Below are 20,827 nucleotides of genomic sequence, written 5' to 3'. Positions count from 1 at the left end.
ACGAGAGGTCACGCGGTTGCGCTGAAACGTTTCAGGTGCGATAAAAAAAAGGGATGAGATACGAAAGCCAATAAAAATCCTAAATTTCCGACTGCGAGCCGACAACTTCGCCGAGCCCCTAGTCACAACTTTCAGTCCGCTACTCCTACTGGAACCCTGCCGTTCAACCTCATAGAGGCAATTTCATTCGGTATCGCCAACGCCGAGCTGTAACAAGGACCGGACCATTGAGAAATCAATCCACTCCGAACGGTGACATCGCCCGACTCGGCGAGAAAACCAGTATCCCCTACCCGGGATCTTTCGTCGGCCTGACTGAAGTGATCAGTGCCGTGCAAACCGCCCTGTCTGCTGTGAGAGCGCTGATGAAAATGTCTCTGCTCAATCCAGCGTCGGATGATAAGTCCCCCTCGAACAAAGCCAAGCGCAAGAACAGGCTATGCGCGCATCGGCCTGACCGCGGGGCAAGCGCCACGCGAGCAGAGTAAGGAGCGGGGGACCCATGTCTAAATTTACGTGCGCTCAGGTTTTACTCTCGGCAGCAACATTCACTGCTGCATTTTGCGTTCCGGCCGACACGGCCATCCACAGTCACGAACCGCTTAATTTGGCACCCAATACCTTCCCTCAGGACTATTGCACAGCCAAGCTCAGTCAATACGGCACCCATATACACACCAACAGCGTTCTACCGCTGCGGGCCGCTTTTCCGGTTCATGGCAATCCCGGCGCTCTCATCGCTAATAACTCTGGCATTGGCGAGCAGGGCTTTTCCGACATTTTCCCAATGCCAGGTGAATGGAAGCAGCTAGACATCGGTCCTCCAATCACTTCGTCCACTGCAGAACAGGGTGAAGAATTATCTGCTCCCAATTCCATCGACCAGATCTTCGCCGAGTCGGACCTCCAACAGGCGATCCAAAGCTACCTTTGGGCGCTGCCATTGGTGTTCTACACCCAGTTGCAGGAAGAAATCGGCAACAAACTGGATACACACAGCGGTGACCTGATGATGCTAAGCGGCGACGAAAATACGCTTGGCGCCCAATTCGAAAACCCTTCGCCGGCTTACATTCTAGCGTTCGTAGACCTCAATGAAACAGGTCCACTGGTGATCGAGCTCCCCCCCGATCCAACGGCTGTGGGTGGCGTCGGCGACTTCTGGCAGCGAGTTATCATCGACATGGGGCAAGTCAGTCGGGAGCAAGAGAAGGGTGGCAAATTTCTGGTAGTACCTTCAGGAGTAGAACCTCCCGCTGATGTCGGAAAGTTTGAATTGGCTAGATCGGAAACCACGAACGTGCTGTTGAGCCTTCGCGTACCCAACCCAATCAAGGGTAAAGCGCTGATCAAAAAAATGAAGATCTATCCCTATGCCGAACAAGACAAACCGGGCAAGAACAAACTGCTGTCCACCAGCAGCAGTATCTGGTCTGCCGCGCACCCTCGAGGTATGGCCTATTGGGAACATTTGCACCAGATTATCCAGACGAATCCAGTCAACGAATGTGATCGTTTCGATATGGCCATGCTTGCCGCCCTGGGCGTAGAAAAGGGTAAGCCCTTCAACCCAACCGACGAGCAGCGCAAGGCACTGGAGCAAGGCGCGCAAATTGGCGAAATGATCGCCACGCGCTCCCTATTGGTTGGATCTCCATCCAGATCTTCGAAATCGTCAACGCAGGTAATTCGACCATGAAGAGTCAATCGGACGCGACAATCGGAAGAGCCCCCATGCCACAAAATAAATCCGAGCACGAACTCTTCCTCCTCCTCACTGCCAAGCTAACTCTAAATGACAGTGGCTCTGTTTTTAGTTCGAATGAAGAGCAGATTGAACAGGAATTAGACGATGAGGCTGAGCGACGTGGAATTGCCCAATGGGAGTTGATATTGCAGCTAAGCACCACTTCTGAAGAACAACTACAGAGCCAACTGCATGCAGCCCATCAAGAAATAGCTGAAATGGTCGAGATGAGTTGGGAGGATTACTGTCGACTACACAACCTATCTGAGACGATAGAACAGCATCGTACAAGTGTGCAGGCATTCCCATCGTTCAAGAAATGAACAGATCACTGAGCATAAACTCCTCATTGAAGTGACATCTTTGAATTCATTTGAAAATCAGTTCGGCTACCGCCTTTTAGGCATAGAGAGGACCGCCAGATCCAATTCTTTCCGGAGCTCCTGCGTAAGCGGCTAGCCGACTGTAAGCGGATGGCGAACACACCTTCGGAACTCACACATTCATGAATGAAAATTGCGCCCACGTTTAAGCGGACACAATACAAACTTATATTGTGCTGACCTACAATCGGAATTGCCCTACCAATGTATTAAACGAAATTGCTAACTGCGATAGCTCGTGACTAGAAGCGCTGGTTTGGTTGGCACCCGCCGCCGTCTGCGTCGATAGATCCTGAATGTTAACCAGGTTGCGATCCACCTCTCGCGCTACTTGAGCCTGCTCCTCTGCTGCGCTTGCTATCACCAGGTTTTGCTCATTGATCTGGCTGACGCCTTTACTGATCCGCTCTAGTGCCAGGCCGGCTTCAGAGGCAAGTAATTGAGTGCTGCGCACGAGGTTTTGACTTTTCCCCATCGCCTGCACCGCATCGTCAGCACCGCCACGAACCCTGCTGATCATAGCCTCGATCTCGCCAGTGGATGTCTGGGTACGGTGTGCCAAAGCACGTACTTCGTCGGCCACTACAGCAAAACCACGACCTTGCTCACCAGCACGTGCGGCCTCAATCGCAGCATTAAGAGCGAGCAGGTTGGTCTGCTCAGCGATACCACGGATGACGTCCAATACCTTGGTAATGTCGTGGATCTGTCCGGCCAATGCCTCGACTCGCTGTGTGGAGTCAGTAATTTCCTCTGTCACAGTATTGATAGCCGTCACAGCCTGCTGTACCTGCTTCTGCCCTTTCAATGCGTCTTCAGCAGTCTGGCTGGAGATCTGAGATGTGCTGGCTGCGTTGCGCGCCACTTCTTCCACTGCAGCCGTCATCTCGTTGACCGCTGTAGCAGCTTGTAGGATTTCGTCGTTTTGTCGCACCAGTCCACGCGCGCTGTCCTCTGTAACCGCAGTCAATTCTTCAGCTGCGGAAGCCAGTTGGTTCGAGGCGTCGGCAATTTGCTGCACGGTGCCTTTGAGGTTGCTTTGCATAACGGACAGAGACTGCAACAACTGGCCAGTTTCATCGGTGCCCCGAACCTCGATGGCCTGGGTCAGATCGCCTTTAGCTACGCGCTCTGCACCTTCGACCGATAGGTAAATCGGACGGGTAATCATGCGAGTGACGATCATTCCAAGTACGCCGGCACACAGCATAGCGATCAGGCAGCCCACGATCAGCACCCAAGTCACTTGGTTGTTAGTGCTTTCGCCTGCTTTCGCGACATCGAGAGCCTGGCGACTGTTGGACTCGATTATGATCTTGATCTCAGCAATGAGTTTGAGGTAAGCCGGTGTAACGTTGTTTGTAGCGAGCCTTAGCCTGTTCAATATCGCCACTTTTTAGCGCAGCGAAACCCAAATCCACAGCAGCAATGTAGGCCGGCCAGTCACGTTCGAAATCGTCGCCCGCAGCCCGTTCGTCTGCCTCTAGCGGGGTGGCACGGTAAGTTTTGAATGCATCTTGAGCCTCGGACTGATTATCGCGGTACGACTGGATAACGGCGTTGATATCGTCATCGCTGGCGTTCGCAGCTGGCCCTGGCCAACGCCGCCTTGCTGCGCTCGAACTGGATTTCGGCGTCCACCGGATTGAGCCGGACCACCGGGTCTCCAGCGCGGACATAATCAGTGTTGTCCGCGCCGATCCCCGTGACGGTGCCGGTGATCTGCGAGGTCACTTGAACGGCGTTGCCGTCCACATAAGCGTCTTCGGTGCGTTCATTGCCAACTTGATACCCGTACCACAGGGCCAACAGCGCAATGAGGATCAGACCGGCGCCGATAAAGACAACGGGGCCGGAGTGGCGAGATGCGGCGACAGGGACGCCGGACGCGGGAGATTGAGTGCTCATCATTTACTCGAAAGATCAGGTGTCAGAGCTGCGTTCGACGCAATGGCATCGGGACTGAAGCCGCCCCCCAGCGCCCGGCTCAGGCTGGCCTGGAGTGAAAGGCCTCGGGCGCGCAAGTCAACGAGTTGGCGTTGCTCGGCCAATGCAGCGTTTTGCGTGATCAGTACCTGGATATAGGTGGCAAGCCCGGCACCGTAGCGGCGATTGATCAGGTCGTAGGCATCATTGGCGGTCTGAACGGCCTGTTGTTGCTGGTCCACGCGTTCTTTCAGCCAGCGCAGAGAGGTCAGTTGATCGGCTATATCGTGGAGCGCGTCGATCAACGTCTGGTTGTAGCCTTCGACCGCAACGTCGTAAGCCGCATCCTGGCTGGCCAGATTGGCCCGTAGACGACCTCCGTCGAAAATCGGCAGGCTGATCGCCGGCCCGATCCCGAGCATCCGGCTGCTGCTGTCCTTGAAGTCGCCAAAGCCAAAGCTCTGCAAGCCCAGGGAGGCCGCCAGGTTGACGTTGGGATAAAAACCGGCCTTTGCCACGTCAATTTCATGCCCGGCTGCTTCGACTCTCCAGCGCTGGGCAACCACGTCGGGGCGCCGGCCAAGAAGCTCTGCGGGAAGACGGCTGGGTATCGAAAAAGGCTCGACCTCGCCGATGGCGGGCCTCCGGATGGAACGACCACGGTCCGGGCCTTCACCCATCAACGCCGCCAGCCGGTTCTGGTCCAGCTCCACGGCCTCTCTGAGCGCGGAGAGGGTGGCTTTGCTGGCCGGAATACTCGCTTGAGCCTGTTTGATATCAACCTGGGAATCCAGCTCGGCGGCGAAGCGCCGGTGCGTGAGATCGAGGATCGACTGTTGCTGGGCGAGCACCTGCTCGGCCAGGACAATCTGATCGTAGTTTTTCTGCAATTCGATATACGCCTGCACCATCGCCGAGGAAATCATCAGCGTCGTCGCGTAGAGCTTATGAATCGCAATGAGCTGCGCAGGGCTGACATAAATCTGATGGTTGTGTTCGAAACCTTGATGCTGGAGCGCAATGTCACCCGGGCGGCAGAAAAACTGTTCCTCAGCCAGCCCACCATCAGCTCGGCGCTGAACCGGCTGCGCGGCCTCTTCAATGACCCGCTGTTCATCCGTGTGGGCAACCGGATGGAGCCTACGGCACGGGCCAGCGAGATCATTCATCATCTGTCTCCGGCGCTCGACGCGATGTCCGTCGCCTTGAGCCTGACCCGGGATTTCGATCCTGGCAGCAGCACCATGTCGTTTCGAATCGGCCTGTCCGATGACGTGGAATACAGCCTGATGCCCGCGTTGCTGCAAGCGCTGCACGAGGAAGCGCCGAACGTGGTGATTGTCATCAAGCAGGTCAACGCGTGGAATATTTCCGAGCTGCTAGCCTCGGGCGAGATCACCGTGGGGGTCTGCATTACTAAAGACCTGCCTGCCAACGCCAAGCGAAAGCTGCTGAGAAACGTCGTGCCCATGGTACTGCGCACCGATGTATCCGACACCCCGCTGACCCTGGATGAGTACTGCTCACGCCCCCATGTTGTCGTGTCCCATGTCGCGAACATTTCCAGCTTCGCCGATGAGTGGCTGGAGGCCGTCGGGCCCGCAAGGCTGTGCTTTCGATACCCCAGTACACAACCCTCCCCGCGCTCATGGCCGTCGGCAACATGCTGTGCAATATGCCTGACTACCTCGCGCTGGCGTTGAGTCAGACAGGTGCGTTGCACGCTGAACCCCTGCCCTTCGTCACGCCGACACTGGAATTGTCCATGTCCTGGTTAAGCGTTATGGACAGTGATCCGGCTGAGCGCTGGCTGCGCAGAAAAGTTGAGCACGTTATGGGGACCAGAAAAGGCTCACCTTAACGGTTGCGTTGATGTTAGGTCTGATAAAGCAGTGTTATCCGATGTCAGTTTTTAGGCTCGGAATCAAATACATTGCGCGTAATAAGGTTAGCGCTGACGTGCTGTCAAGCGACTACATAGCGCGCACTGTTCAGCATGGGGCGAAACTGGCCGGCTAGTGGGCACTCGGGCAGCGCACAACCCGCGTTCGACATTAGTGACGAAAGCCGGCCGTCAGGGCGTATTGCTAGACGAAGTCATGGCTGTGACCGAACACTGCAGCATCAAAACACTGTCATGGATTACTTTCAAGTGGGCGCCTTGCACAATTGCCGTGCGACTGACTATTGCTTGTTCCTGAGGCCCGAAATGCAGCGAATCTTAGGATGCTAAACAAAGTTAATTTAGCGAAAGCGTCGAAATTTCAGCCTGTGGATGATTATTTCCTAGGGACTGGCGGCAATTCACAATGTCGGAGTTACGGCACCTAACCCGTGAAAAAATTCAAATGAGATTCCGGGCCTGACCCTTTCAAACCTTACGAGGTAGGCCCGAACTGCCTGCTCGAGGTTGCCTGCCGGCAGTAATTCCAGACCTCCCAAAAGGGACCTAAGCGTGTAGCAGTCTTATACACTTGCACAACCAAACTGAATAGCCTGAAAAATATCAGGATTATAAGTACACCAATCTCTAAACCTAGCGCTTTTTGACATCATAAAATGGATATCCCGCTCATTAAGCACCTCTAATAGGTATCCCACGAGAACAAGACTACCAAATTTCGCCTTGATATTACTAAGCTCAGAACCGTACCTAACCCCCTCCACATAGTTGGGCAGAGTATGCCGAAGAGCGGGTCGATGGCCGCTAAATAGTTCATGTGCTTGACCATGGTTCCCATTGTAAACTGGTGCAAGCAGAAATATATCATATAAATGATCAAAAAGACTTTGCAGGCGTTCGCAGTTTGTTTTTTTCCAGGAGTGAATTCTGCGAATGAGGACAACTCGAAATCGCTGGAAGCTTTCATTCGACCAATCGGCGTCGTAATTGATTGGATGTGAACTTTGCACGAAAGCATCCCAAGAGCGAGTAAACTGTGGAGCAACAATAAGTCTTTGCAAGTCAACACAGTGAACCATGCATACTACCGAATCTTTATAACACCAACTTTTACGCCAGCCTGGCGCTTGTCCTGCGGAAATATCTGCCCTCATACACTGTACACAAAACCACCAGCGCCTACGCCACCCTACGACGCGGCCAGAACTCCTAAAAAAAATACAGCTTAGGTACTCGAATTTATAGGCAAACTCAGGGATGGTTTTGTGAAGCAAAACCACATTGGGATCAAAATCCCAGTCCTCACTTTCAATGAGAGCGCCTCCGCCAAATACAGTTGGTGCTAAAGGTATAAGCTTATCGTTGACCCATGGTCGAGACCGCGTTTTTAATGAAGATCTGAATATCCATGATGAAAGTGTTTCGTCATAAAAAATTTGGGTCATCCCACTTATAAACTTCATCAATACCCCCAAGGATTCGCTGACGCTGAGGATAAGTGAACAGCTTGAATTCGTTCCGACCCACTCTTGAGCGCATAGCAGCCAGCATGACGGATGAGCTCTATAACCTTATCCATTCGGCCTCCAGTTGAGGTAAGAATAGCGGAAACCATATCTCGATCATACAACCTCGAAGGCTCCTTTAATGGCATTAACTCCTCGACACCTAAAAGAAATGTCCGAAAGTGCTCATCCTCGCTCCAGTCTTTCAGTCTTACTTCCGTAAACCTGCGCTGAGTTTCGAGCGTCGCCGAAATAAAGCTACTAGACTTAAGCGTACCAAAGGCAAATAAACAAATTCCGTACCTTTCACCAAGAAACGTCTTCAACATTGAACTATTTATACGCTGCTCAACTTTTCCACACAATAATAGATCGTGTATTTCATCAATAACAATTCCCCAGACATTCCGTAGCTTTAGTATTTCCGACAATTCCCGAGGAATGAAACCGTTGGGACGGGTCCTATCTTGCGTCGGCGGGCAAGGTAATTCTAGTGACTTATAAATCTCCGATCTAAACTCTTTCTGCTTCAGTAGATCAGGATCTGCTGCCATATTTACAAATAGGAGGCCGTCGCTACGTTTGACGCGGAACTTGATCTGATTTACTATGGCAGTTTTACCAGATCCGCCGTTGCCTGTCACTAGCAGAGCGGGAGCCGTGATCCGCCTGGGCGCATCAGCGATATTATTCATAAGATGAAAAATGCTCTCGCTTGGCGAGTGATCTACCCACACGTCCTCTAGCATTAAGGAAATTCGCGTACTGATATCTAGATTTGCAGATCCTCTCCGATCTGACCTGATATGGTCGTACTCCATGCTCAATCTCCTCTCCGAAATGGTTTTGGCGAGGATGAATAGTCCGGAAGGTCTTTGGGGGCTTCGAGTGCAGTATCTGAGAATGGATACGCTTTTTCATATTCTAGGAGCGCAGCGGTTCTTTTTCTTGCTTTTTTAGTTAGCTTTATGCTGATCTCCTCAATATTTGCTGCTTCCCGATATGCCTGTGCCGCTTGCGGCTCCGCAAACGTTCCAGGCTGCAATCTTTCAGAAAAGAAAAGGGATGCCCTATGTTCTTCATAAGAAATATCAGGTAGCGTCATATCGGCGAAAGGGATTGCAACAAACTGCCCATTAAGTTGAACCCATAATTGTTTGAGCGAAAACGGGTCGTATTTCACAACAACTTTCTTTTCCCCCACATAAGAGTATAAGACCGGATCCCAATAGAATCTACCCTTGAATTCTATGCCGCGTGATCGTATGCACCTATATTCCTCAGGCATGAACCGAAGGCGGAATTGGTGCTCGTCAGAAATTTGCGGTGGGTATGGGGTTATACTATGGGGATTTTAATATTCATTCCAGGCTTGCAGTGGAGACTTCGCTATTTCGCTGTGTACAGTCGAATGATACTCTATCACCTGCAAAGCGAACCATTTGGAAAACTCTGTAAATGTTTGGGTGGGTTTTTTTGACTTTGCCAGTCGTTTGCGCGCAACAGTGTTAGACATTGCGCTCCCACTCAATAAATGAACCTTGTTCATCATTGTTCCAATCAGCCGTTCGACATGGCCTCCATAATGCTTCTTTCCTAGCGGACGATGACCGTAGGTAATGTGTGAACGCTCCAGTGCCCTGAGGTATTTTGGGCTGCAATACTCCTTTGCATTATCCATGTACACCATTTCGGGCGGTCCGAATATCGGGTAGCTGTACTCTGACAAACCTAACCTACGAAAAAAATCTTCTTTTCGCATCACTGAATGTGTCAAGGCACATGCAACCGATAAAGAGCTGGGCGCATGAAGGCTGAGGTAGTAGCCAAGTATCACACGACTATATACATCGATAAATAATGTTAACCAAGGACGTCCAATCACCTCTTTACGATCGTCTGAAAGTACTTCCACATCTACTAATGTATGATCCGACTGCACCAACTCTAAGGGCCTTTTGGCATTGTACTTGCCAGGGCGACCATCATGCGTTTGGGATGCGATATCTCGCCCCGATTTCATACGAGTAATTTGTTTCGTTGAAAGAGAAGCCTCTATTCGAGCCTGGACCGTTTTGCGCGCCGGGCATTTCAGCCTGAGTAGATCGCAATTTGATTGCACTTCACGCCAGACTTGCGCAAACGAGACTCCTTCCTTGCGCTTAAATTTTGTTATAGCCTCGCTTATTGCTACTTCGATGTTGTCAACTAAATGTCTTGAACCTTTTTTATTACCACGGCGCTGCACAATCAAGGAACAATAGCCCAAACCCTCATCATATTTGCTCCTTAGCTTATAGATATGCGCAGGTGCAACACTGAGTTCCCCTGCCGCCTGCTCGACAGTAATTTTGCCTTGGACCAGTTTTGTTATCACAGCGAAGCGCTTAACTGCCTGATTTCGCTCCTGTTCAGTAGCTTGCGCATCGAGCGTTATCATGAGAAGAATATCTGGAGCTGCATCATTCTTTTCACTTTTCGCGATGAATTCTACTTCATCCAAACCAACGATCAGCTTTTCTCTTGTTGAAATTACAATTACTTCCACGGACGTTTCGTCCACAGCTCTTAATATTAATGAGAGTTTTCCCCGTGCAACAACCTGCAAACCTCTCTCGAGCTGAACATGCATAATCGACCTCCTCAACCGATAAAGTCCTGTATAGCCAAAAAATACGAGGCCCGACGCATTATTTTGATCAGCGTGCATCAGATCACTGAGAAAAACTGCACAACTCATTGAATTTCAAATAATTTTTATGATTTTATTAATTCGAAAATATTTTATACTTCGTGTATCCGTTACACGCCACAGGTCGAACAATGGTTTTTCATAGTCTTTGCAACGTGCCCCTGCATCGTGCGGGCGGACTTAGAAAACTCCAAGTAGGTCCTCAGATATGCTGGAGTACCCGCTTATCGCCTGATCTGAGCTAGACATGATCCAAATGAGCTTCCTACTTCGAATATGCGGTCAAGCGTGAGCAGACCCACTGCGAACGATCCCTCTCTGTGCTGGGTCAGGTGATGCCGTGGAGTCGCTTGCCGCTGTTGATCCAGACGTTCTGCGCTAAGGCTGATGGCGGAAACTTACCTGCTGGAAACAAGGCTTAGCATTCATTTCGGGTGATCAAGATCTAAAGCACGGCTCCGCTGACTACGTTGTTCGCGCTGTCAAACATATTGATGGATCGAAACATCTGATGGGATGGGCTAATCCACGCTTAACACGAAGAAAAGGCGCAAAAGCTCACCAAAAAAGACGGCATGGCTTTCTTAAAAAATTTATGTCGCGCGCTGCGAATTTTTGACTCGTCACTCAAGGATTCGAGACGATAGGAATATCAATAACAGCGCTTTACAGATTTTTGCTATGCATAAATGATAAAATCGTCTCGACTTGAAAACTTTCTATCATTTATCGCTCACTCTGCCAGTAACCAGTTGAAAAATTTGCCGTTTTATTAACAGCATCTATGGGTAACGCGTACAGCAATGGCTATGTCGATTCCCAACTGGACTCCATTCAACAGCGCATGCAACAAGCGTCGGCTGCAAGAGCTCAGGAGGCTGCGGGCGGGGCAGTGATTTACTCGGGTGATGCCAATCTCAGCGATGAGCAAATCGCCAAGTTGCCCTTCGATCTGTATCGCCAAGGTTATGAGTACTACTGGAAAACCCATGCCCATCCCAACTCCACCTTCAAGTACACCACCAGCAGCCTGATCGACTTGATGCGTTTTGACGCAGCCAATCAGATCGATCTGATCCAGCAGCCGCTGCTCATGATCGCGGGGACCAAAGCTGACAGCCTCTACATGACTGAAGATGCGTTTGCCAAGGCAACGGGCGCGAAGGACAAGGAGCTATTCGAGCTAGAGGGTGCAACGCACATTGAAACCTATTGGGTTCCAAAGTACGTGGCAGCAGCGACCGCCAAACTGGATGCGTTTTTTGGCCGTACGCTGTAAAGCCTGGATCTGATGAGCCGTGCGTGCCAGGCAGATGCCTTCAAACCGCGCTCGGCCTGCAGTCAGATATAAGTGCCTAACCAAACGATATTGGTCACCAGCCGGACCACTTGATACCGTTCAGCCCACCCACTTACGGGCTGACCGGTGCAAGAGATAGACCAAAGCAATGGCTGCCTTCGTCTTCCCCTCGCCATGGATTGTGAGTTGCGCGCAGGAGCAATTAGATGACAGGGCAAAGCTTGGCATCGTCTGAATTACTGGCTGATGTCTTTCGCAACGACTATCAGTGGCTCACCCATAAGCTGCGCTCGCGCCTCGGCTGCGGTGAGAACGCTGAAGACTTGGCATGCGAAGCTTTCACCCAACTGGCGGCACTGCCTCGACTGGAGGAGGTGCGTGAATCTCGGGCGATGCTCATGAGGATCGCCAGCCGCGTCGTCTACGAAGTAAGGCGACGAAAACGGCTTGAGCGTTCCCATCTGGCGACTCTCACTCATCGCCCCAGCCACCACCATGTTTCTCCAGAGCGAAAACATCTTGTGCTCGCCGAGCTGGACGCAATCGACCAATCCCTGCAGGAACTGTCAGAGAAAGCCAGACAGGCTTTTTACTACAAACAATTGGAAGGGCTCACGTACGGCGAGATTGGTCAGCGGTTAGGAGTCTCCGCGAGTATGGTTCGCCAATACGTTGCCACGGCTCTGGCGAAGTGCAACTGCGCGAAGCTCACGAGCATTGGTTAAAACCCTTGTCATTTGGCCGGAGCCTCCACATCGGAAAATGCCAGCACGGCATCAGGCAAGCGTGCTCCCTTGATCTCGATCACCTGCACCGACCGATTCAGTTCGGCGACCTCCGCGGGGGTAAACCGGACTCCTGCCGCGCCGATATTTTCCAGCATATGGGCCATCTGAGTGGTTCCCGGAATCGGTACGATCCAGGGCTTTTGCGCCAGCAACCATGCCAGCGCAATCTGCGCCGGCGTCGCCTGCTTGTGTTGTGCCCAGGCATTCAGCAAATCTACCAAGGCCAGATTATGTGGCACGTTTTCGGGAAAGAAACGCCCCTCGACCTTGCGGATGTCGCCGTCGGCAAAGCGCGTCTTGCCATCAATCGCCCCTGTCAGAAACCCTACACCCAGCGGGCTCCACGGTACGAACCCAATGCCGAGCTCCTGACACGCCGACAGCACGCGTTGCTCAGATCCACGCCAGAGCATTGAGTACTCGCTCTGAACGGCAGTGACCGGCAGCTCTGCATGCGCTCGCCGTAGCGTATTGAGCCCCATCTCGCAAAGCCCCCAATGCAGCACCTTTCCTTGGGCAATCAGTTCCTTGATAGCGCCTGCGACATCTTCGATTGGAACCTGCGGATCGACTCGGTGCTGATAAAGCAGGTCAATCCGATCAGTACGCAGCCGTTTCAGCATCGCTTCAACGGCCGTTTTGATGTGCGCTGGCCGACTGTTCAACCCTGGCCGACGCTCTCCGGTGACTGGGTCGATGTTCCAACCGAACTTGGTAGCGATGACGCACTTGTTGCGAATCGGCGCCAGCCCTTCTCCCAGGATGCGCTCCACTTCAAGTGGCCCATAGGCTTCGGCAGCATCGAAGAACGTCACGTCGTGCTCATGTGCCGTACGAATGATATTGATCATCTCGGGGCGGCTGGGGATAGTGGTTTGGTAGGTGCGGCTCATGTTCTGCACGCCCAACCCGATGCTCGATACCTCGAGAGCGCCAAGCTTTCGTCTGCCGGTACTGGATGATGGCGCACGGTGCGCATCTATCGATGCGGCGCCAAGTGTCGTGCCGGCACTTGCCAACACAGGCGCCATTGCCGCACTTCCCATCGCGCCCAGCAATAGACGACGACTGATTTCCACGCTTGAAGCCATTTGTATTTTCCTTAGCTTTTGCCCGAGGGAGTGATGCAGGATTCACTACCGAGAAAATTTGCCTTTGAGTGCCTCGAGGTCGCGTTTGACCGAGTCAGGCACCTGCTCGGGCGCAAGGTTGTCACGGTCGCCGATGGCATCTGTACTGCCAGCAGGATCTGCCGGCAGCGCCGAGAACAATGGGTCCAGATCGGTCTGCGCCGGACCACGGTTGGCGACCAACTCGAACGTCTTGTCAGTTGCCGCCGGCGAGGTCAGCGAAGCGACCAGCACCTGCGCAATCTGTTGCCGGGAGATCACGCCGTCGGCGGGCGATCCCGCCCAATGGGTATCGCCTTGGCGCATCACCAACTGGTGCTGGTCGGCGGCGTTATAGTCGAACCAGCCTGGGCGCACGATGGTGTAAGGCAGACCGCTAGCGCGCACCAGGCGCTCGCCCCGGCGTTTCCAGTCATGTCCCACCGACAGCTTGGTGACGCCAACAGTGGTCATCAATGCAACCCGAGCGGGCGCTTTCAGTGCACTGAGCACGTTACGCACTGCACCGTAATTCACGGCTTCGGCGCCCTTCGCATTGTTGCCACTGATGCCATGGGTGAAGATAACCCCGGTCACTCCTGCGACTGCTTTGTCGAGGGTTTCGGCGCGAGTCAGATCACCCACCACAACTTCCACGCCCTGATCGAACAGCTTGGCCTGGGAGGGATCGCGAACCAGTGCACGGGTCTGATAGCCCCGGCGCAACGACTCGGCAACCGTAGGTTGACCGATGCTGCCGCTCGCCCCCACGACCAGCACGACGGGTTTATCGGTACTCATGGTTGTACCTCGTTCGGATCGGCGTGAAGGTTCCTGCGCCTCAGCCGCAGCATTGCCAATACCTGGCAGCATGGAGCCGGCGGTCATCAGCACGGTCATGAGAGCAACAGGTAATGAACGCACATTGGCAGACCTGGCGATCGATGTACTAGGCATCCAGCGTGTGCTCCATCCATAAGGCTAAGCACGATATGAAAACAGGGCGAAACAGTCGCCACGACGATCCGTTCAACGCCCCACCATTTTCATGGCCGCCTCGGGCAAGCGGTCGCCGAGAATCTGAATCTTCGACACAGCACCATCGATTGCCGCCAGTTCTTCTTCCGTCCACTGCACGTCCACCGCGCCCAGATTTTCTTCCAGGCGAGAGCGTTTGGTTGTGCCCGGAATAGGTACAATCCAGGGCTTCTTTGACAGAAGCCAGCCAAGCGCCACCTGGGCCGGCGTGGCGCCCTTGCGTTCGGCCAACTCACGAACGAGCTTGACCAGCGCCATATTGGCTTTACGCGCCTCGACGGAAAACCGCGGTACATGGCTGCGAAAATCCGTGGGCTCAAATACTGTGTGCTCGTCGATCTGGCCCGTCAGGAACCCCGCGCCCAATGGGCTAAACGGCACGAAACCAATCGCAAGCTCCTCAAGCAGTGGCAACAGTTCCAGCTCGGGTTCTCGCCAAAACAATGAATATTCGCTTTGCACGGCAGTGAGCGGCTGAACCGCGTGTGCACGGCGAATGGTCTCGACCCCCGCTTCCGAGAGCCCGAAGTGCATGACCTTGCCCTGACCAATAAGCTCTTTCACTGCACCCGCAACATCTTCGATAGGCACCTGTGGGTCGACTCGATGTTGGTACAGCAGATCGATGCGATCGGTGCCCAGACGTTTGAGGCAGGCTTCCACCGCAGCTTTGATGTGCTCCGGCCGACTATTTGTACCCGCACCGCGCGCACCGGTCTTCGGGTCGATATCGAAGCCGAACTTCGTCGCGATGACGACCTGGTCACGGATCGGCGCGAGCGCCTCCCCTACGAGTTGTTCGTTGGTAAGGGGGCCGTAGGCCTCTGCTGTGTCGAACAGCGTGACGCCTTGCTGGTGAGCGGTGCGGATCAACTCGATCATGTCTTTGCTATTGGCTGGCGGGCCGTAGACAGCCGTCATGCTCATACAGCCAAGGCCTATGGCGGAGACTTCCAGGCCATTGCCGAGCGTGCGGGTTTTCATGAGTGGCTCCTTGGGTCAAAGTATCTATGAAGTTTCGATCGGGGGTGCTGGAACTACGGCACTACACCCGTTTTCAACTGGATTGGTTCAGGCTGCTAAACCAGTCGTTGACCTGTTCCATCGTCTTGCGCTCTTGATCGGCCTGCATGTCAAAGCCTTGGCGTAGGACGGCCTTAGGAGCATGACGTGCGAGCACCTGATAGCTGCTGCCGGGCCCATAGCCGCCGTGTGTAATGAATGGCACGATCACCTTGCCTGCAAGATCATGGGTAGACAGAAAAGACCGAATGACAGGAGGCGCCGTTTCACCCCAGATTGGAAAACCCAGGAAGAGAACGTCGAAGTTCGACATATCAGATACATGGGCTGCCAGGGCAGGCTCGAAGCCGCTGTCACGCTCTTGACGGCCCTGCTCTAATGTCTGCAGGTAGTCTTCAGGATAAGCATTGGCAGGCCTTATTTCAAATAGGTCGCCCTGCTGAGCGCGCTGTAATAGCCCTGCGACGACCTTGGTATTGCCCGAGCGAGAGAAATAGGCGACGAGTACTTTTGAGCCGCCAAGGCTGACCTCCTCACTCTGGGCTGGTTGCGCCGACCCTATCAGTGGCAAGCTTGCCAAGGCCGCCACTACCTTGCGGCGCATGGGGTCATTGGGTGCGGTCATCTGTTCCTCGCTCCAGAACCTTCAACGTGGACAGGAGCAATTTAACGGCACCTACCCGTTGAAACTAGCCCTCCCACCACGCTAGGTTCTATGAGACCGATTCATGAATTGATAGCCATACCATACCGCAGGCTCGCCTTTGGACTATTTCGCAGCATTAAACGCGTTCGTTGAAGCCGCAAACGGGAATAATTTCTCACGCGCAGCCGAGCGTCTCGGTATCAAGGCGTCGACAGTCTCCAGGTATATTAAAGACCTTGAAAGCGAGCTAGGTATTGCACTGTTCAACCGATCAACTCGCATGCTGCACCTGACTGAAGGCGGGCGGATATTTCTCCTGCACGCACGTCGGGCGTTGGAAGAGCTTGCGCAAGCGAAAGCCGCCGCCGGCGCCTTGAATCAGCACCCTCGTGGCGTCCTGCGACTCAACCTGCCGCCGGCCTTCGCCCGGCACCACATCTTGCCGGCACTGGGAGCATTCCAGGAGCGCTTTAGCGATATCGAACTGGATTTGACGCTAGATGACTCCCAGGTCGATCTTATCCATTCGGGAACCGATCTCGCCATTCGAGTGGGTCATCTGGCGGACTCGACGCTCAAGGCTCGACGCATTGCGTTTGAAACTCATCTAGTGGTGGTCAGTGCTGGGTTCGCAGACACACATTCAAAGCCGGATGTACCGACCGAGCTCGAAACCTTGCCTGCCGTCGTAGGTGTCAGTGGCCTTGCCAGCGCTACATTTACTCTGGAGCAGCAAACGCATCCGGTGGTGCCCAGCAAAACCATCAAGATCAACGATCTGGAGGCTCAATTGCTAGCGGTCCATCATGGGCTGGGGTATGGAGTGCTGCCTGATTGGCTGGTGGCTGAAGGTCTGGCATGCGGGACATTGATTCAGTGGCTGGAGCCATGGCAGATACAGCTGCAGCCTAGCGCTCATGCGTCTTCGATCTCGTTCATCTATCCACCCAAGCGCATCGTGTCCACCAAGGTACGAAGTTTTATTGACTTCATGATCGAGCGTTTCGGTGTCAAGCCCTACTGGACTCAGTAAGCCATCCTTGCCGCTGCCGACGAGGGTGGCTTCTCAGCGATTAGCTGAACCGGATGTCAAGCGAGCGCAGATGTGTCTGCAGCCCAGCATCCTGGATAGGAATCAGGTAGGCCCCTTTGCCAGATTCATTGAAATGGGCGTGCCAGTAGCCCGGTGGAGTGACGAAAGCCAGGCCTGGCTCCCAGTCCACCCTTACCGGATTGCGGATCTTGCCGTCAGCATCCAGCTCCGTACCCACCAGCGAATAACAGCCCTGCGGACAATCGACGATGAAATCCAGCGCGATCGACTGATGACGATGAGGCTTTTGGACCGAACCGGCCGGCAAGATGCCGTACATAGCCCAGAGCACGTGGGTCACAGTCCGAGTCTGCGGGAAGTTGCGATTGCCGAGCAGGATGCTGATACGGCTGCGATCTTGTGCCCGAGGATCGTTCGCGGCTTCCTGCAGCTTGGCATTGGCCACGGAGCTAGGATACAACGTGGCAGCGAAGCGGTCGCTTGTGCACCCTACGCCGAGATAGCGCAGCATGGGTTCGTCGTGAACGTAGTACAAACGAGCGTCACTGGTCGCCGAAAACTGTGCTTCTGCCATACATGGCAATGCCATGAAATCGCCCTTCGACCATTCGATGGTCTGCCCACCTTGGGCAACGCTACCTTGGCCACCGATCACATAAAACACTTGGGACGTTGCGTTGGGTTGCAAGCTCAACGAATCGCCGGCATTCAGGCGGATGAAGTTGGCGCACAGACCCGGGCCAGTAGCGGGCCCGGCGCAGCCCATTGCTTCGCTGAGATCAAGAGGTAACACTCGGCTTGCGCCAGAGTCGTAAAGCGAGGCCGGAAAAGTCTGGTACGGGACCCGCGAAATCAGGTTCGCACTGATAGGGTTAGCGGCCTTGCTGTATTCGAAGTACTCGGCATCTCGCTGATGAAGCATCGCGGCATCGGCATCTTGGGGCTTGAATGTGCTGTTCATTATTATCACCTCAATCGTGGCTGAAGGCAGTGGCGAGGAGCCGCTGCGTGAAGTGATGCCACTATAAGCGTGGACCTGAACATGCATTAAGTACCCCGCCCGCACAGCAGTTATGCACAACGGGGAAGGCTTGCGCGCGCCGTGAAGTGAGTAACTGGATAAACTTGTCGGGAGTAGATGCAAGGCAATCAGCTCAGGACATTTATGGCCACAGAACAGCTCTCGACCTTCAACCCCGTCACACTACAACTACCGTGCGGCATGCTAAGGGGACAACGACTTGGGGACGTCCAGCGATTTCTCGGCGTTCCCTTCGCCGAGCCACCCATAGGTGACTTTCGCTTCAAGGCGCCACAAGCATTAGCCGACTGGACAGGTATACGGGAAGCAAACAGCTTCGCGCGCGCAGCCATCCAGTCGCCTAGGCCTCCTACCCTTGTGCCCGATGATCCTGGTTACAGCGAGGACTGCCTCTACCTGAATGTCTGGGCGCCCATTGCGCCCGGGCCACATCCGGTTTACGTCTGGATACACGGTGGAGCCAATATGGCAGGCACCACTGCCCAGCCGGTTTTCGACGGCACATCATTCGCGCGGCGCGGCGTGGTTTTTGTTTCGATCGCCTACCGCCTTGGCATCCTGGGCTTCGTCGATGTTAGCGGGCTCTTGGGTGAAGAATATCGTGGCAGCGGCAACAATGGCTTACGCGATCAGATCGCTGCACTTGAATGGGTAAAGCACAATATTGCGGCCGTGGGCGGCGACCCGCACAGGGTTACCATCGGAGGCGAAAGCGCTGGTGGCAAAAACGTGATCAGCCTGCTTACTGCACCGGGGGCCCAAGGCCTTTTTCACCGAGCGATCTGTCAAAGCGGAGGGGGTCAGACCTATGCCGATCAGCTGATGGCGGAAGACCTGGCGCAGCGGGTCCGAATTCACCTAGGTGGGGAATCTGACAGTGCAGATGCGTTGTTGGAGGCTACCCCAGAACAGTTGCTGGCAGTTCAAGCGTCGTTAGTCGATAGCTATCCCGCAAAATCCCCCTTTCGTGCGGTCGTCGACGGCGTCGTTCTCGAACAGGCACCGCTTGCGTCCATTGCCAATGGAGCTGGCAGAGACATTCCGTTGCTGTTGGGATGGAACAAAGACGAGGCCGGCTTCTATGGCGCGTCCGCCAATGGTGACGGTGGAGTCATGCAACAGGAGCTTGCCAACATGTCTCTGTCTGAGTTCGACCAGATCTTGATCCGATACCCTGAAATGTTCCCCCACCTCAAGGCCGAAGCGTTAAGGTTCAAGGCTTTGACCGCAGAGTCCTATGGCGTCCCGACTTTGCGCATCGCCGAGGCGCGAGCCATGATAGGGCGACCGGCCTATGTGTACCGCTTCGACCTGCCCCCCGAGCACGGTGCTTTCCGGGGATTATGCGTACACACATCGGAGCTGCCATTGGTGTTCGGCAACGTACAGCTGCCGACCGCCGAAGCCATAGGCCCGATCGAACCAGCCGCACAGCGAATGAGTGGAATCATGCATTCACTGTGGATTGATTTTATCACTGCCCGATTCTGAGCGATGCCAAGACGATATGGCCCGTCTATGAACTCGGCGCCCGGCAAGTTGCGATACTCGACGAAGAGCTGCGAATAAAGTCCGATCCAGATGCAGGCGAACGCCTGGCTTGGACAACCTGGCAGCCGGTTGCAGCAGAATAACCGGTGATAAAAACAGCGAATGGGCGCAGAGGGCTTCCCGACCCAGGCCACCCTTACTGTAACCAGCCGCCGAAAAAATTTCCCGCACCACTGTCACTTTCGGATTTTCGTTGCACATAAACAAGTGAGAGACCCTGTGAGGTCGGCCACTGAACGAGAATCCAAGATGACGAGCCTGAAAGTCCGTTTAGGCAATCATTCACTTCGCTCCACCTGGACCGCTGAATCCACCTACGAGGCTCCGCCGCAAGGAAAGCGCTTCTCGTGGGTGCTGGCTGCAGGGGCGGTGCTTCTTCTCCACGCCTTGCTGGTAGGCGCGTTGCTGATGGCGCCACCCCCGAAGAAGATCAGCCTGATGAGTGCTCCAGCGGCTCCGGCCAGCGTGCGAGTGACCATGCTGCCTCCACCGACTCCCGAGCCGGAGCCGGTGGAAGTTCAGCCACCGCCACCGCCAGAACCTCCGGTCATGACCAGCGAGAATGCGGAGCGAACCATCGCCCCGCCCCCGCCGCCTGCGCCCAAACTTGCACCGGAGCCGCCCAAGCCTAAGCCCAAGCCAGTGGTACCCAAAGTGACCAAGCCTGTGCCCAAGCCGGTAAAGCCGCAGAAGCCGGCACCGCCCCACCCTCCGGCTGAAGTAGCGAAGGACGACCCTGTCGACGCTGCACCTCAAGCACCCAGTGCGCAGCCAGCGCCGTCGCCGTCGCCGGAAAAAAATCTGCAGCCTCCCGCTGCCGGCCCCAAAGACGTAGCAAGCGTGGGTTGCCGCGTTCCAGCTCCGGAATATCCGCGCAAAGCCAAGCGCTTGCGGATCGAGGGAGAAACGCTGATCAGCCTGGTCGTTAGCGCACAGGGGAAAATCGAGCAGGCCAATATCGCTCGCAGCTCCGGAAACGCCGATCTTGATGCTTCAGCGCGTCAAGCCGTGCTGGGCGCCTCGTGTACGCCATACATCGAGGCTGGTCGGCCAGTCGCGGTTCGCGCCGTACAACCCATCAGCTTCCGTCTTACTCGCTAGAACTCATTGACTTTAGAGG

21 protein-coding genes are annotated in these 20,827 nt (G+C 54.4%); 8 read left to right on the top strand and 13 right to left on the bottom strand.

The features are described from left to right. Positions 1-502 precede the first annotated feature (502 nt). Together ACW55A_RS22630 and ACW55A_RS22625 are read left to right on the top strand one after the other, a co-directional pair. Positions 503-1,699: a DUF1254 domain-containing protein gene (locus ACW55A_RS22630; RefSeq protein WP_498811203.1), complete on the top strand. Its 1,197-nt coding sequence runs from the start codon at positions 503-505 to the stop codon at positions 1,697-1,699. Next, a complete protein-coding gene (locus ACW55A_RS22625) occupies positions 1,696-2,070 on the top strand; it encodes a DUF6388 family protein (protein WP_498811202.1) in 375 nt (124 codons plus the stop codon). Before ACW55A_RS22630 ends, ACW55A_RS22625 begins: the two co-directional genes overlap by 4 nt. A gap of 241 nt (positions 2,071-2,311) precedes the next feature. Here the strand turns inward: ACW55A_RS22625 and ACW55A_RS22620 are convergent, their stop codons facing one another. Genes ACW55A_RS22620 through ACW55A_RS22605 form a run of 4 tightly spaced genes read right to left on the bottom strand, consistent with a single transcriptional unit; the run spans position 2,312 to position 5,009 of the window. After that, complete coding sequence (locus tag ACW55A_RS22620; RefSeq protein WP_498811201.1) at positions 2,312-3,523, bottom strand: methyl-accepting chemotaxis protein; 1,212 nt, start codon at positions 3,521-3,523, stop codon at positions 2,312-2,314. Continuing rightward, on the bottom strand, positions 3,453-3,809 hold the full coding sequence (locus ACW55A_RS22615) for a Tar ligand binding domain-containing protein (RefSeq protein ID WP_498811200.1): 357 nt from the start codon (positions 3,807-3,809) through the stop codon (positions 3,453-3,455). The genes ACW55A_RS22620 and ACW55A_RS22615 overlap by 71 nt, the downstream gene beginning before the upstream one ends. Next, positions 3,700-4,038, bottom strand: coding sequence for a hypothetical protein (locus ACW55A_RS22610; RefSeq protein WP_410930312.1), 339 nt, complete (start codon positions 4,036-4,038; stop codon positions 3,700-3,702). The genes ACW55A_RS22615 and ACW55A_RS22610 overlap by 110 nt, the downstream gene beginning before the upstream one ends. Continuing rightward, a complete protein-coding gene (locus ACW55A_RS22605) occupies positions 4,038-5,009 on the bottom strand; it encodes an efflux transporter outer membrane subunit (RefSeq protein WP_498811248.1) in 972 nt (323 codons plus the stop codon). The genes ACW55A_RS22610 and ACW55A_RS22605 overlap by 1 nt, the downstream gene beginning before the upstream one ends. Between ACW55A_RS22605 and ACW55A_RS22600 the strand changes: the two genes are divergently transcribed. Further along, the gene (locus ACW55A_RS22600) at positions 5,004-5,759 is read left to right on the top strand and encodes a LysR family transcriptional regulator (RefSeq protein WP_498811199.1); all 756 of its coding nucleotides are present in this window, start codon (positions 5,004-5,006) and stop codon (positions 5,757-5,759) included. The two genes, ACW55A_RS22605 and ACW55A_RS22600, sit on opposite strands and share 6 nt — an antisense overlap. Before the next feature lie 763 nt (positions 5,760-6,522). Here the strand turns inward: ACW55A_RS22600 and ACW55A_RS22595 are convergent. The 4 genes from ACW55A_RS22595 to ACW55A_RS22580 form a co-directional block, all read right to left on the bottom strand. Beyond that, a complete protein-coding gene (locus tag ACW55A_RS22595) occupies positions 6,523-7,422 on the bottom strand; it encodes a TniQ family protein (RefSeq protein ID WP_498811198.1) in 900 nt (299 codons plus the stop codon). Beyond that, the gene (locus ACW55A_RS22590) at positions 7,422-8,213 is read right to left on the bottom strand and encodes a TniB family NTP-binding protein (protein WP_498811247.1); all 792 of its coding nucleotides are present in this window, start codon (positions 8,211-8,213) and stop codon (positions 7,422-7,424) included. The genes ACW55A_RS22595 and ACW55A_RS22590 overlap by 1 nt, the downstream gene beginning before the upstream one ends. A gap of 74 nt (positions 8,214-8,287) precedes the next feature. After that, positions 8,288-8,752 (bottom strand): Mu transposase C-terminal domain-containing protein, encoded by a 465-nt coding sequence (locus ACW55A_RS22585; protein WP_498811197.1) that lies wholly within the window; start codon positions 8,750-8,752, stop codon positions 8,288-8,290. Between the two features lie 66 nt (positions 8,753-8,818). Beyond that, complete coding sequence (locus ACW55A_RS22580; RefSeq protein WP_498811196.1) at positions 8,819-10,096, bottom strand: TnsB C-terminal domain-containing protein; 1,278 nt, start codon at positions 10,094-10,096, stop codon at positions 8,819-8,821. Between the two features lie 844 nt (positions 10,097-10,940). On the opposite strand from ACW55A_RS22580, the gene ACW55A_RS22575 reads away from it, so the two are divergent. Together ACW55A_RS22575 and ACW55A_RS22570 are read left to right on the top strand one after the other, a co-directional pair. Next, the gene (locus ACW55A_RS22575; protein ID WP_499140641.1) at positions 10,941-11,435 is read left to right on the top strand and encodes an alpha/beta hydrolase; all 495 of its coding nucleotides are present in this window, start codon (positions 10,941-10,943) and stop codon (positions 11,433-11,435) included. A gap of 227 nt (positions 11,436-11,662) precedes the next feature. Then, positions 11,663-12,181 (top strand): sigma-70 family RNA polymerase sigma factor, encoded by a 519-nt coding sequence (locus ACW55A_RS22570; protein ID WP_498811195.1) that lies wholly within the window; start codon positions 11,663-11,665, stop codon positions 12,179-12,181. An 8-nt stretch (positions 12,182-12,189) separates the two neighbouring features. On the opposite strand, the gene ACW55A_RS22565 is transcribed toward ACW55A_RS22570, so the two are convergent. The 4 genes from ACW55A_RS22565 to ACW55A_RS22550 all read right to left on the bottom strand — a co-directional run bounded on the left by ACW55A_RS22565 (position 12,190) and on the right by ACW55A_RS22550 (position 16,039). Then, entirely contained in the window at positions 12,190-13,323 is a 1,134-nt protein-coding gene (locus ACW55A_RS22565) for an aldo/keto reductase (protein WP_499140640.1), read from the bottom strand. Between the two features lie 57 nt (positions 13,324-13,380). Continuing rightward, positions 13,381-14,154 (bottom strand): SDR family oxidoreductase, encoded by a 774-nt coding sequence (locus tag ACW55A_RS22560; protein ID WP_498811193.1) that lies wholly within the window; start codon positions 14,152-14,154, stop codon positions 13,381-13,383. Positions 14,155-14,382: 228 nt separating this feature from the next. Further along, positions 14,383-15,375, bottom strand: a complete 993-nt coding sequence (locus ACW55A_RS22555; RefSeq protein ID WP_498811192.1) for an aldo/keto reductase — start codon at positions 15,373-15,375, stop codon at positions 14,383-14,385. Between the two features lie 73 nt (positions 15,376-15,448). Next, positions 15,449-16,039, bottom strand: a complete 591-nt coding sequence (locus ACW55A_RS22550; protein WP_498811191.1) for a flavodoxin — start codon at positions 16,037-16,039, stop codon at positions 15,449-15,451. A gap of 139 nt (positions 16,040-16,178) precedes the next feature. Here ACW55A_RS22550 and ACW55A_RS22545 point away from each other — a divergent pair, with 139 nt between their 5' ends. Further along, positions 16,179-17,093: a LysR family transcriptional regulator gene (locus ACW55A_RS22545; protein WP_498811190.1), complete on the top strand. Its 915-nt coding sequence runs from the start codon at positions 16,179-16,181 to the stop codon at positions 17,091-17,093. A gap of 40 nt (positions 17,094-17,133) precedes the next feature. Here the strand turns inward: ACW55A_RS22545 and ACW55A_RS22540 are convergent, their stop codons facing one another. Beyond that, a complete protein-coding gene (locus ACW55A_RS22540) occupies positions 17,134-18,075 on the bottom strand; it encodes a hypothetical protein (protein ID WP_498811189.1) in 942 nt (313 codons plus the stop codon). A gap of 204 nt (positions 18,076-18,279) precedes the next feature. Here ACW55A_RS22540 and ACW55A_RS22535 point away from each other — a divergent pair, with 204 nt between their 5' ends. Together ACW55A_RS22535 and ACW55A_RS22530 are read left to right on the top strand one after the other, a co-directional pair. Beyond that, positions 18,280-19,647 (top strand): carboxylesterase/lipase family protein, encoded by a 1,368-nt coding sequence (locus ACW55A_RS22535; RefSeq protein WP_498811188.1) that lies wholly within the window; start codon positions 18,280-18,282, stop codon positions 19,645-19,647. Between the two features lie 309 nt (positions 19,648-19,956). Beyond that, on the top strand, positions 19,957-20,808 hold the full coding sequence (locus tag ACW55A_RS22530; RefSeq protein ID WP_498811187.1) for an energy transducer TonB: 852 nt from the start codon (positions 19,957-19,959) through the stop codon (positions 20,806-20,808). Positions 20,809-20,827 lie beyond the last annotated feature (19 nt).

Source organism: Plantibacter cousiniae (nom. nud.), from assembly GCF_977070315.1.
This window is presented reverse-complemented; position numbering and strand designations above follow the sequence as displayed.